Origin of the sequence: Pseudarthrobacter sp. BIM B-2242, assembly GCF_014764445.1 — a bacterium.
GTDB lineage: Bacteria > Actinomycetota > Actinomycetes > Actinomycetales > Micrococcaceae > Arthrobacter > Arthrobacter luteus_A.
Window position 1 is genome coordinate 1700558 of sequence record NZ_CP061721.1, and the last position, 12717, is coordinate 1713274.

The window sequence follows — 12717 nt, forward strand, 5'->3', positions numbered from 1 at the left end:
GTTTGCGCCCGGATTTTCCTGCCGGACCGGCCACCCGTTCCGCCATCTACTGGCTCGGCCTGCTCGCAGCACTGAAGGCCCTCTCCCTGGTCCTGATGGGGCAGGCGGTGGCTGCGATGCTCGCCGGCCTGGCCACCGGCAACGGCTCGTGGCAGGACCAGCTGACCTGGGGGCTGGCCGGCGTTGTCCTGAGGTCCGCCACGGTGTGGGCGCAGGGCATCGCCGCGCGCCGCGCAGCCCTGGGCATCAAGGAGGAACTCCGGTCAGAGCTGCTGGCACGCGCCCTGCGGAACGGTGCCCGCAGCACCGGTCCTGCCGACGGCGGCCTGGCGGTCCTGGCCACAAGGGGACTTGATGCGCTGGACAGCTATTACACGCAGTTCCTTCCGGCCCTCGTGAACTGTGCCACGATCCCGCTGCTGCTCGGGGCGCGTATCCTCTTCGCTGACTGGGTCAGCGCCGTGGTGGTTGTGCTGACGGTTCCGCTCGTCCCGCTGTTTATGGTGCTGATCGGCCGGTACACCGAGGACCACGTCCGCGAAGCCCAGGAAACACTCACCCGCCTGTCCGCCCACATGCTGGAGCTGGCCAAGGGACTGCCCGTCCTGGTGGGCCTGGGCCGTGCCACATCGCAGCGCAAGGCCCTTGAGGAGATTTCCGAGGAATACCGTTCCCGGACCATGGGGACGCTGCGCACCGCGTTCCTGTCCGCGCTCGCCCTGGAACTCATAGCCACCATCTCGGTGGCTGTGGTGGCCGTTTTCATCGGCGTCCGCCTGGTGCACGGTGACATGGCCCTCGAAGCAGGCCTGCTGGCCCTCATCCTGGCCCCGGACTGCTACCTTCCGCTCCGTGAGCTGGGCACCGCGCACCACGCCAGCGATGACGGCCGGGCTGCGCTCGCCGCCACGCGGGCGGTCACCGATGCGCCCGAACCGCAGCCGCTGCCTGCCGATGGTGTGGAACCGGCCGCGGATGCCGCGGCTGCCGTTGCAGCGCACGACGACGGCGGCAGCCTCTCCGCTCCCGCCCCGCCGGGAGTGGTGGTCACCGGCCTCACGGTCACGTATGCAGGACGGTCCGCTGCCGCCGTCGGGCCCCTGAGCTTTACCGCCCCGCTGGGTCAGATCACGGCGCTGGACGGGCCCAGCGGTGCGGGCAAGAGCACTGTCCTTGGTGTGTTGGCCGGAACCGTGGGCGACGGCGGCGGAACCGCTGTGGCCGGGCGTCTTGCCGGACTGGACCGTGAGTCCGTTGCATGGGTTCCGCAGCACCCGGTCATGGTCGCGGAATCCGTCCTCGACGAGATCATCCTGTACGTGGGTGGCGGAACAGGCAACCGCCGGGCAGGAGCTGCTGCGGCCGGCGCGGACGAGCGGCTGGTTGAGGAAACCGCCCGGGAATGCCTGGCCGCGGCTGCTGCTGGCCACCTTGCCCGCCACCATCCGGCTGAACTGAGCCCGGGGGAGCTGCGCCGCGTGGCGCTGGCGCGTGGGCTGGCGCGGCTGCGTGCGGGGGCCACCGTCCTGCTGCTTGACGAGCCGACCGCCCACCTGGACGGCGCGTCGGCGGCGCTGGTGCAGGACTCAATCCGTGCGCTCCGGGGACAGGTCACTGTCATCCTGGTGGCCCACGATCAACAGACCCGCGAACTGGCTGACCATGTGGTGCCCGTCTCTGCCCGCGGCGTCACGGCACCGTCCGGCGTCACCGGAATGCCGGGCCCCGCCGGGCAGCACCCGGGCCATGACAGTGCAGCGGAGGATGGCTCCGGGAACCATCACAGCCCCGCGGCTGCCCCGCACGCACTCCAGCCGGTGGCCGGTACACGGGCTGTGCGTACAAACCGGCTTCTGGCCGGGCTCCTGGCACCCGTCGCGGGCCGGTTCACCGCCGCAGCGGTCGTCGGGACCTTTGCCGCCATCTTCGCCGTGGCCCTGTCCGGGCTCTCCGGCTGGCTCATCATCAGGGCCAGCGAGCAGCCACCCATCCTGTACCTGCTCACGGCCATCGTCGGCGTGCGGTTCTTCGGCATCGGCCGGGCCGTCCTGCGCTACTGGGAACGGCTCCTGCTCCATGACGCAGTCTTTGGGGCCCTCACCCGGCTCCGGGGCCGGCTGTGGGAATCCCTGAGCCGGAAGGCGTTGTCGCTGCGGCGGCTCCTGCAGGGCGGCAACGTCCTCGGCACGGTGATTGACGACGTCGATACCGTCCGGGACCTGCTTCCGCGCGTTGTGCTGCCGCCCGTCACGGCGCTCGCCGTGGGCGGCTCTGCGCTCCTGGCCACAACGCTGGTGGCCCCGGCCGCACTGCCGGCCGTTGCCATCGCGGCCGGACTGAGCCTGATAGGGGCGCCCCTGGCGGCGCTGTGGGGCGACCGCCGCTCGGCCACCGCTGAACAGCGGCTGCGGGCCGGCGTCCTTCGCCGCACCTCCGCCGCCCTGGACGCGAGGGCTGAACTGCACGCCAACGGCATCGCCGCGGCAGTGCTTGCCGCGCTCCGTGCGGAGGACCGTGCGGCCACCAAAGCCTCGCAGCGCTCTGCCTGGGCCGAAGGCCTCGGCCAGGCCATCACGGTGGCGGCCTGCGGAACGGCGGCCCTGGCCGCGGCCGTACTGACCGCGCCCCAGGTCATCGCCGGCACCATGGAGCCCGCCACGGCTGCGGTCATCGTGCTCCTGCAGCTGGCCCTGGTGGAACCCTACGCCGCCATGACGACGGCGGTCCGCCAGTACCCCGCGCTGCGTGCAGTCATGCGGAGGGTGGCCGAGTCCGGCGTGCTGGATGCCGGCGCTGCGGATTCCAGAACCTCGGATTCCCGAACTTCGGGTTCGGGTACAGGGGATTCGGGGACAGCTGCCTCCGGCGCAGCGGACGCCGCGGAAGTCGACGGTATCCATGCGGTTCCGTCCCGCCCGGGTGCGGTTCCCGGCGTGGAGCTGACACAGCTCAGTGCGGCGTGGCCGGGCGGTGCGCCGGTGTTCGCCGGTGTGTCGGCCACGGCCGGGCCAGGCAGCTGGCTGGCAGTCACCGGACCGTCCGGCTCCGGCAAGTCCACCCTGCTCGCCGTATTGCTCGGCTTCCTTCCGGCCTCGACCGGCCGGGCCGCGGTGACCGGCACGGCAGCCTGGTGCCCGCAGGAGGCACACCTGTTCGATTCGACCCTTCGCGGCAACCTGCTGCTGGGCCTCCCGGCGGGCAGGAAGGACACTTCGTCCGGTGGCGCCACCGCCGGCGGAGGCTCCGGCACAGCGGGCACCGGCACGCGAGGCTCCGGCACAGCGGGCACCGGCACGCGAGGCTCCGGCACAGCGGGCACCGGCACGCGAGGCTCCGGCACAGCGGGCACCGGCACGCCGGGCTCCGGGACTCCCGGCAGCGGTGACGCCGAGCTGGCAGCTGCGTTGACCGCCGTCGGCCTCGATGCCCTGGTGTCGCGGCTGCCGGACGGGCTGGACACCCGGATCGGTCCGGGCGGCTCGTTCCTCAGCGGCGGCGAACGGCAGCGGCTTGCCGTGGCCCGGACCATCCTGACAGGCGCCGAGGTGATCCTGCTGGACGAGCCCACGGCCCACCTGGACGCGGAAGCAGGCCGGGACATGCTGGCTGACCTGCGCGCCGGCCTCAAGGACCGGACGGTGGTTATGGTCACCCACAACCCGGCCGACATCAACCCGGCCGACACGCTCCTGGACTTATCCGCAGCCTCACTGACCGGTGCCGCGGGCAAGGCGCGGCTTCTGCAACCGGAAGAGAGCGTGCGCTAGGCCGGTTCGAAGGCCGGGTGTCTTCGCCGGAGGCCTTCGCCGGATGTCACCGCCTCATGGCATAGCCTGTTGCCATGAACCAGGAGCCAAGGGTGGACTTTCCGCAACTGCAGTGGCGGCCGGCGGCAGCGTCCGACGTCCCGGGGTGGGCGGCCCTGATCGCCCGGACCGCCGCCGTCGAGACCCCCGTCTGGTACGAGCGGGAAGCGGACCTGCAGCAGCACGTTGCCTCCCGGAAGAACCCCGTGGCCAGCCACACGGTCCTCGGCGTGGACGGCGACGGCGTCATCCGCGCTTATGCCAGGATCTCGAAAAACCCGGGCGGGGACAAAGCACACGGCTTTGGGTGCGTTGACCCGGCTTGGCAGCGCCGCGGCGTGGGAACGGCACTGCTTGGCTGGCTGGAGGAACGGACCCGGGAGCGGTTCGCCGACGACGCTGCCGGCAGCCCGGCGCAGGGACCGCCCCGCCTCAGGATCGGGACCGAGCAGCAGCACGGTCACCAGGCCCGGCTGCTGGAAACAGGCGGCTATACGGTGGTCCGGTATTTCAATGAAATGCACAGGCCACTGGACCAGCCGCTGCCCGCTGCCGTCCTGGACCGCGGACTGGAGCTGGCCGCCATGGCGCCGGAGCTGCACGAACAGGTCCGGCTGGCACACAATGCGTCCTTCCTCGACCATTGGGGCAGCGAACCGCGCGACGAGGAATCCTGGTCCTTCACCGTAAGCAACCCGCAGGCGCGTCCGGACCTCAGCGCCGTCGTCTTGGACAGCGCTACCGGTGAGGTGGCCGGTTACCAGCTCGCAAGCCACGATCCGGACATCGCGGTCCAGCGCGGATACCGCGAAGGCTACACCGAGCTGCTCGGGGTACGGCGGGAATACCGGGGACGCGGCATCGCCCAGGCGCTGCTGGCCGATGCCATGCGCCGTTTCACGGCTGCCGGAATGCACGTTGCATCACTGGATGTCGATTCGGAGAATCCCACCGGAGCCCTGGCCCTGTACACCAAGATGGGCTACCGCGCGGTCAACCAAAGCATGGCCTGGGACAAGGCTCTGTAGTCAGCCGTCCACGACTCAGCCGTCCACATCGTGGAGGTGATGGACCACGTCGTGCAGGAAGTACTGTGCCAGCGTCAGGACGGTGAACTCCGAGCCGTTGCTGCGCAGGCCCTTCCTGCCCCATTCCGACTCGCGGACGCCCGCGAACGACGCAGCGATCTGCTCGCCCTCGGCCGTCAGTTCGGCGCTGACCACCGCAGGATCGGCATTGGCGTAGTCCTGCTCGACGGCGGTGAGGTCCTGGTCCCAGTCCGCGAACCGCGCGTCCTCGGATTCGAGCATCAGGTTCAGCCGCTGGTCGAACAGGGCAAAAACGTCGCGGACATGGCAGGCGTACTCCAGGGCCGACCACGTGTCCTCGTCCGGGCGTTCCGTCACCTCGGGCCGGCGGAGGAGGGCCCGCCAGCGTGGCAGCATGCTTTCCACGGTGCCCGGCACGGTGGACGGGGTGACCGTGGAAGCGTCGAAGGAGCACTCCGGGCACGGCCGCGAGAGCACCCAGGTCCAGTCCTTCTGATCAGGAATGATAGGCATGGCAGCAGTCTAGGACGGATCCGTCCGCGCCATGCCAGGGCCCACCACGTCCACGGCCTGGGACAGGGGAATCCCCGACCCGTCACGCCTGCCGTGTTCCTGCGGCAGCGACCTGGCAACACCGGCCAGTGAAGATGCCTTGGCCGGTCCATGCCCCGCCCAGCCGAGCAGCAGTGTGTCTTCACCCTTGAGGAACCGGTGGGCGCGGACACCGGCTGTGGCGCGGCCCTTGGCAGGGTATTCGGCGAAGGCCGTCACCTTGGCTGCACCGGGCGCGGTCCCCGGCAGGGCGCCGTCGGTACCGGCGATGGTGACCACGACGGCGGCGTCATCGTCGGGCGCCACGGCACCGAAGAAGATCACATGGTCTCCCGTGCCGAGTTTGATGCCGGCCATGCCGCCTGCTGTCCTGCCCTGCGGGCGGACGTTGGCGGCGCTGAACCGGAGCAGCTGCGCTTCCCGCGTCAAAAACACGAGGTCGGTGTCCTCGGACCCGGCCGGGGCCACGCCTACCACCACGTCTTTGTCCTTGAGCGCAATCACTTCCCAGTCTTCACGGTTCAGGGGGTAGTCCGGCTGGACGCGTTTGACCACACCCTGGGCGGTGCCGATGGCCAGGACTTCATCCAGCGGCGCGAACGCCACCAGCGCTTCACCTTTGAGCAGGGTGATGAAGTCCTTCGCCGGGACACCGCCGGCAAGGTTGGGCAGGCCGGACATCGGCGGCAGGACCGGCATGTCCATGACCTGGAGCCGCAGCATCCGCCCCTGCGAAGTGACAGCGGCGATCTCACTGCGGGCGGAAGTTTTGACCACCGAGCGGAAGACGTCGTGCCGGGTACGGGGACCCGCTTCAGCGAGCGGTTCCTGGTTGGAGGTCCGCGCGATCTGCCCGGAGGCTGTCAGGATCGCCCAGCAGGGATCGTCTGCGATCTCCAGGGCCAGCGGGGCTGCTTTGCCGTTCCGGCCGGGGGCCGCGGCCAGGGCGGCGACGGTCGGGGAGACGGCCTCCGATTCAAGCAGGACGGTCCGGCGGGGTGTGCCGTACTTTTCGGCGATGTCGCCGAGTTCGGCGGACACGAGTTCGCGCAGCCGCTGCTCCGAGCCGAGGATGGCTTCGAGTTCGGCAATCTCGCGGCGCAGCTCGTCCTGTTCCTTCTCCAGCTCAATCCGTGAGTACTTGGTCAGCTGGCGGAGCCGCAGTTCCAGGATGTAGTTGGCCTGGATTTCGGTGAGGTCGTAGATGGACATCAGCCGTTCGCGTGCTGCCGGGACCTCATCCGAGGAGCGGATGATCTGGATGACCTCGTCGATGTCCACGATGGCGATGAGGAGGCCCTCGACCAAATGGAGGCGGTCCTTCTTCTTCCCCAGCCGGTAGGACGTGCGGCGGCGCACCACGTCGATGCGGTGGCCGACGTAGACGGACAGCAGAGCCACGAGCCCGAGGGTCTGCGGCTGGCCGTCCACCAGCGTCACGTTATTGATGCCGAAGGAGTCTTCCATGGGGGAGTAGCGGTACAGCTGCTGGAGAACGGCGTTCGGGTTGAACCCGTTCTTCAGTTCGATGACCAGGCGCAGGCCGTGCTTGCGGTCCGTGAGGTCAACGATGTCGCTGATGCCGGTCAGTTTTTTGCTGTTGACCGCATCCTTGATCTTCTCGATCACCTTCTCCGGGCCCACCATGTACGGCAGTTCCGTGACCACCAGGCCGGTGCGCCGCGCGGAAAGCTGCTCGACCTCCACCTTGGCCCGGGTCTTGAAGGAACCCCGGCCTGTGGCGTAGGCGTCACGGATCCCGTCAAGGCCCACGATGCGGCCGCCCGTGGGCAGGTCCGGACCGGGAACAAACCGCATGAGGTCATCCAGCGTGGCGTCCGGGTGCGCGATCAGATGCCGCGCGGCGGAGATGACCTCCACCAGGTTGTGCGGGGCCATGTTGGTGGCCATGCCGACGGCGATGCCCGTGGCGCCGTTGACCAGCAGGTTGGGAAACGCTGCCGGCAGCACGTCCGGCTGGGTCAGCTGGTTGTCGTAGTTGGGGACAAAATCCACCACGTCTTCGTCGAGGTGGTCCGTCAGCGTCAAAGCCGCCGCGGCGAGGCGGGCTTCGGTGTACCGGGGAGCCGCCGGCCCGTCGTCGAGCGAGCCGAAGTTGCCGTGGCCGTCAATGAGCGGCAGCCGCAGCGAGAAATCCTGGGCCATGCGCACCATGGCGTCGTAGATGGCGGTATCGCCGTGGGGGTGGAGCTTACCCATCACCTCGCCCACCACGCGCGCACTCTTGACGTGGCCGCGGTCCGGGCGGAGGCCCATCTCGCTCATCATGTACAGGATCCGGCGCTGCACCGGCTTGAGTCCGTCCCTGGCGTCCGGCAAGGCCCGGGAGTAGATCACCGAATAGGCGTACTCCAGGAAGGAACCTTCCATCTCGGACGTGACATCGATGTCCACGATGTTTTCGACGAAGTCCTGGGTGGCTTCCCCCGCAGGGGCTGGGCTTTGGCGGCGGGCCATGGGGCTGGTGGATCCTTCTGGGTAACTGGTGGTGCTCTGGATGAGCGCAGGTTTTTGGGCAGTTTCCTGCCCCGAGGCTAAACGGCTGGGCCTGCGCCGTCAGTTTGTGGTTAGGCTAAGCCTATGGTGGATCAGCCCGGGGACGGCGAATATCCGGAACATTGGGAAGCCGATGTCGTGCTCCGTGACGGCGGCACCGCGCACCTGAGGCCCATTCACCCCAGCGATGCGGACGCCGTCCAGGCCTTCCACGCCGGACAGTCGCAGAACTCAATCTACATGCGGTTCTTCACCTTCAAAGCCCGGCTGTCCAGCAAGGAGCTCAAACGCTTCACGGAAGTGGACTACAAGGACCGGGTGGCGCTGGTCATCACCTTCGGCGGCGAAATCCTGGGAATCGGCCGCTACGACAGGCTCGATGACCCCACTGAGGCCGAGGTCGCCTTCAACATCTCCGACGCCCACCAGGGCAGGGGACTCGGCTCCATCCTCCTGGAGCACCTCGCCGCCGCCGCGCACGAAAACGGCATCCGCCGGTTCACCGCCGAAGTGTTGCCGGAGAACCGCAAAATGCTCATGGTTTTCGCTGACGCCGGCTACGACGTCACACGCCATTTCGATGACGGTGTGGTGAGCCTGGAGTTCAACATCGGCCCCACCGAAAAATCGCGGGCCGTCATGGAGTCACGCGAGCACCGCGCGGAGGCGAGGAGCGTCCGGGACCTGCTGACGCCGTCGTCCGTTGCGGTCATCGGCGCCAGCCGCAAATGGGGGACCGTGGGGCACCAGCTGCTCGAACATGTCATCGAGGGCGGCTTTGCCGGGCCGGTCTACGCCATCAACCCCGAGGCCCTGGAACTGGCCGGCATGATGTCCTACGGCCGCCTGTCCGAGGTCCCGGATCCGGTGCAGCTAGCCGTCATTGCCGTTCCGTATGAGGAAGTACCGGGGGTGGTGGATGACTGCGCCGCGGCAGGAGTCAAGGGGCTGGTGATCGCATCGTCCGGTTTCGCGGACGACGGCGAACGCGGTCTGGCACGGCAGCGGGACCTCGTCCGGAAAGCGCGGGCCAACGGCATGCGCGTGATCGGGCCGGCGTCGCTGGGAATCGTCAACACCCACCCGGCCGTGATGCTCAACGCGTCAATGGCGCCCGCCATGCCGCGGCGCGGCGGACTGGGGCTGTTCAGCCAGTCGGCCGCTATCGGAGTTTCCCTCTACGCGGCGTCAAGCCGGCGGCGGCTGGGACTCTCCACCTTCCTCTCGTCCGGCAACAGGGCTGACGTTTCCGGCAACGACATGATGCAGTTCTGGGAGGACGACGCCGACACCACCGCAGTGGGCCTGTACCTGGAGTCGATCGGAAACCCCCGCAAATTCTCCCGGATCGCCCGGCGGCTCGCCCGCACCAAGCCGGTGGTGGTCGCCAAGTCCGAGACCATGGGACTGCGGCTGCCGCCCGGCCACGCCGTCCGGACCACGCAGGCGCCCGCCGGGGCACTGGACGCGATGATGCGCCAGTCCGGCGTCATCAGGGTCCAGACCATCGAAGAGCTGATGGACGTCACCCAGATCGTGGCGGGCCAGCCCCTGCCCGGAGGGCCCCGCCTGACGATCTTCAGCAACTCCCAGGCGCTGGGCAAAGTGGTGGCCGACGCCGCCGAAGCGCATGGCCTGACCGTGGACGGCATCGTCACGGGCGTGAATCTTGAGGCCGGGATGTCCCTCGCCCTGCCGGCCCTTCGCCGCAGCCTCCAGGAGACGCTCGCTTCGGAGTCCGTGCATGCCGTGGTGGCCGCGCTGCTGCCCGTCCGGGGCCTGACCGTTGACCACATTGCCGAGGTCCTGGCCGAGTGCTCCGCGGCCGCCGGCAAGCCGGTGATTGCCGCGTTTACCGGCATCCTGGACGCCTCCATCTACGTCGAAGGGATGGTGGGGTCCGAAGGGCGCGCTGTCCCGTGCTTCTCCAACCCTGGCGCGGCAGTGGCGGCGCTCGCCGCCGTGGTGCGGTATTCCGAATGGCTGGCACGGGACCCGGGCCACTTCGTGGAACCCGCAGGCTGCGATCCGGAAAGCGCGGACGCCCTCCTGGACGATCTGCTCCGCGATGTCCATGGCGCTGAACTGAAGGCCCTGGACCCGGCGTCTACGGCGTCACTTCTGGCACACTATGGAATTCCCGTGCTGCCATCCGCACGGTTTGATTCCGCGGACGAGGCAGTTGAGGCTGCAGAGCGGCTGGGCTGGCCGGTTGCGCTGAAAACGACGGACCCCTCACTTCGCCACCGCCTGGACCTGGGCGGGGTGCGCCTGGACATCGAGGATGCCGACTCGCTGCGGCGGAACATCGCTCAGATGCGGCGTGCGCTGGCACCCTACGGTTCGTCCTCCCTGGAGGTGCAGTCCATGGCCCCGGTGGGGCAGGCCTGCACATTCCGTGCCATTGAGGATCCTTTGCTTGGACCAGTGATCTCCTTCGGGCTGGCAGGTGACGCCGTCAACCTGCTGGACGACTGGGCGCACCGCGTGCCGCCGCTGTCCGCCGCGGATGTCAGGGACTTCGTCCGTGCACCGCGGGCCGCCCGCAAGCTCCTGGGCTACCAGGGCCTGCCGGCCGTCGACATGGAGGCCCTGGAGGATCTGGCCGGCCGGCTGGCCTGGCTGAAGGACAACCATCCGGAAGTAGCCTTGGTCGAATTCAACCCTGTCCTCTGCGGCGCCCGGGGCCTGTCCATCCTGGCCGCGGAGATCCGGATCGGCAACGCTGCCCGCCGCACGGACAGCGCCCGCCGCGCCATGCTGGGCTGACCGCGGTTAGCATGTCCCCGGCTGATCTGTGAAAATGGGGGAATGAGCTCACAGCCTTCCCAGTCGACGCCATCCACGCCCGGCAATGACAACCAGGCACCCCGACCCCACAGCTCACACAGCCACACGCCCCAGGCCCAGACCCTGGACGGCGCCCTCCAAAAGGCCGGCTTCTACCCGCGCCTGGTGGCCGACGTCGTAGACGACGCCCTGGACGGCCGCGAATGCGTGGCCCACCTGGTGCACCTCGAAACCCACTTTGACCGGGCCGAGGTCCGCCGCCACATCACCGTGCTGGTCCTCACGTCCGACATGCTGGTCATCACCCATGTGGACGATCAGCAGCTCGATGAAGCCGGCGAACAGATCGTCGCCCAGATCTCCACCGAGTCCGTACCCGTGGCCCAGATCCGCTCCGTGGTTCTCAGCTACATGTACTCCCAGCCGCAGGACTACAAGCCCTCGGACCCGGTCCGGGAGGTTACCCTCGCCATCGCCTGGTCCGGCGGCCAGCGGCTGGACATGGGACCCGCGAGTTGCGGCGATCCCCAGTGCGAGGCCGACCACGGCTACAGCGGCACCATTGCCCAGGAAGACATCGTCCTGCGCATCAGCGCCGAAGCGGACGGCCCCCAGGCAGTACAGGACGCCAAACTCTTCGCCCGCGCCCTGCGGGCCGTGAACACCGGCTCCACAACGCCGGCCCCGCACTCCGGCCAGACACTCCCGCCCCGCCCGCGCACAGGCGTGTTCGGCAACCGGCTCAGCCGCGGGCACCAGCGCTGAGATGCCGGTTTCAGGAAAAACAAGCGCTTCCGCAGCCCCCTTCGAAGGAATCACTCGGCCACAGAACCTGCCGTCCGCTCCCGCGTTCGGGCAACGTTCCGTCGCTGAGGTCCTGACCAGCGCCGCGGCAAGCCTCGGCGTCCCGGGATTCACCAACACCCTTGGCCTGCCGCCGGCGTCGCGCGTCTGCGTGGTCCTGGCCGACGGCCTCGGCCGGAACCTGCTGAAGCAGAAGTCCGCCCACACACCCTTCCTGCGCGGCGTGATGCAGGCGGGGCAGGGTGAAATCCCCGTGTGGCTGGACTCCACGTTCCCGTCCACCACGGCCGCGGCCCTGGCCAGTTTCGGCACCGGGCTCCCGCCCGGCCAGCACGGCATGGTGGGCTACGACGTCCTGGACCCGGACCAGGACAAAGTGGTCAACATGCTGGGCAACTGGGACGCCAAAGTCGACCCCGGTACCTGGCAGCCCTTCCCCACAGTGTTCGAGCGCGCCGCTGAGACCGTCAGCGTGACCACCGTCAGCCTGCCGCAGTTCGGCAACTCGCCCATGACCCAGGCGGCCCTCCGGGGCGGGGAATTTGTGTCCGCCGTGACGTCCCACGCCCGCACCGCGGCCGCCGCCGAAGCCATGGCTGCGGCCGGTCCGGCGCTGATGTACTTCTACGTCAACGAACTGGACAAGGCAGGACACCGCCACGGCTGCCAGTCCGAACAGTGGGAACACCAGCTCGAAGAGCTCGACGCCACGGTCAAACGGCTCAGCACGTCGCTTCCTGCCGGCACCACCATCCTGCTCACCGCGGACCACGGCATGCTGGACGTACCGGAACAGCAACGGATCGACTACGCGGCTGACACCTCACTCATCGAAGGCGTGCGGCATACCGCTGGGGAACCGCGGATGGTGCACCTCTACCTGGAGGACCCTGCCGATGCTGCGGGCCGTGAACGGCTCCTGCAGGCCTGGCGGGCGCGCTTCGGCGACAGGATCTGGGCCTTCACCCGGGATGAAGCCATCGCCGGCGGACTGTTTGGGCCGCTGCGCCCGGCCGTCGGCCCCCGGATTGGTGACGTGATGATCGCCGCCCGGGACGCCCTGGCCCTTTACGACACGCGCCGGGTCCGGCCTGCCGCCATGGAAGTGGTGGGCCAGCACGGCTCGCTGACCAAAGCCGAACGCGAAGTTCCGTTCCTGTGCTTCACCGCCGAAGGCAAGGCCCGGGGACGCTAAAGCC

Annotated in this window: 7 protein-coding genes; 5 read left to right on the top strand and 2 right to left on the bottom strand. The window is 68.9% G+C overall.

The window, feature by feature from the left end:
- Positions 1-2: 2 nt before the first annotated feature.
- Together cydD and IDT60_RS07825 are read left to right on the top strand one after the other, a co-directional pair.
- The gene (cydD, locus tag IDT60_RS07820) at positions 3-3767 is read left to right on the top strand and encodes a thiol reductant ABC exporter subunit CydD (protein ID WP_191081478.1); all 3765 of its coding nucleotides are present in this window, start codon (positions 3-5) and stop codon (positions 3765-3767) included.
- A 74-nt stretch (positions 3768-3841) separates the two neighbouring features.
- Positions 3842-4834, top strand: a complete 993-nt coding sequence (locus tag IDT60_RS07825) for a GNAT family N-acetyltransferase (protein ID WP_191081479.1) — start codon at positions 3842-3844, stop codon at positions 4832-4834.
- A 15-nt stretch (positions 4835-4849) separates the two neighbouring features.
- Here the strand turns inward: IDT60_RS07825 and IDT60_RS07830 are convergent, their stop codons facing one another.
- Positions 4850-5368 (bottom strand): DinB family protein, encoded by a 519-nt coding sequence (locus IDT60_RS07830; protein WP_191081480.1) that lies wholly within the window; start codon positions 5366-5368, stop codon positions 4850-4852.
- A gap of 9 nt (positions 5369-5377) precedes the next feature.
- Positions 5378-7885 (bottom strand): DNA topoisomerase (ATP-hydrolyzing) subunit A, encoded by a 2508-nt coding sequence (locus tag IDT60_RS07835; protein WP_191081481.1) that lies wholly within the window; start codon positions 7883-7885, stop codon positions 5378-5380.
- Positions 7886-8008: 123 nt separating this feature from the next.
- Here IDT60_RS07835 and IDT60_RS07840 point away from each other — a divergent pair, with 123 nt between their 5' ends.
- From IDT60_RS07840 to IDT60_RS07850, 3 genes are read left to right on the top strand one after another with little or no spacing between them, the layout of a single operon-like run.
- Complete coding sequence (locus tag IDT60_RS07840) at positions 8009-10693, top strand: GNAT family N-acetyltransferase (RefSeq protein WP_191081482.1); 2685 nt, start codon at positions 8009-8011, stop codon at positions 10691-10693.
- A 42-nt stretch (positions 10694-10735) separates the two neighbouring features.
- On the top strand, positions 10736-11479 hold the full coding sequence (locus IDT60_RS07845) for a DUF5998 family protein (RefSeq protein WP_164200755.1): 744 nt from the start codon (positions 10736-10738) through the stop codon (positions 11477-11479).
- A 1-nt stretch (position 11480) separates the two neighbouring features.
- Positions 11481-12713, top strand: coding sequence for an alkaline phosphatase family protein (locus tag IDT60_RS07850; RefSeq protein ID WP_191081483.1), 1233 nt, complete (start codon positions 11481-11483; stop codon positions 12711-12713).
- The last annotated feature ends 4 nt before the right edge of the window (positions 12714-12717 follow it).

Excerpts from the sequence above, each read along its gene's own strand:
- IDT60_RS07825 (WP_191081479.1), top strand. The coding sequence starts at position 3,842 with ATGAACCAGGAGCCAAGGGTGGACTTTCCGCAACTGCAGTGGCGGCCG.
- IDT60_RS07840 (WP_191081482.1), top strand. The coding sequence starts at position 8,009 with ATGGTGGATCAGCCCGGGGACGGCGAATATCCGGAACATTGGGAAGCC.
- IDT60_RS07830 (WP_191081480.1), bottom strand. The coding sequence starts at position 5,368 with ATGCCTATCATTCCTGATCAGAAGGACTGGACCTGGGTGCTCTCGCGG.
- IDT60_RS07835 (WP_191081481.1), bottom strand. The coding sequence starts at position 7,885 with ATGGCCCGCCGCCAAAGCCCAGCCCCTGCGGGGGAAGCCACCCAGGAC.
- IDT60_RS07845 (WP_164200755.1), top strand. The coding sequence starts at position 10,736 with ATGAGCTCACAGCCTTCCCAGTCGACGCCATCCACGCCCGGCAATGAC.
- IDT60_RS07850 (WP_191081483.1), top strand. The coding sequence starts at position 11,481 with ATGCCGGTTTCAGGAAAAACAAGCGCTTCCGCAGCCCCCTTCGAAGGA.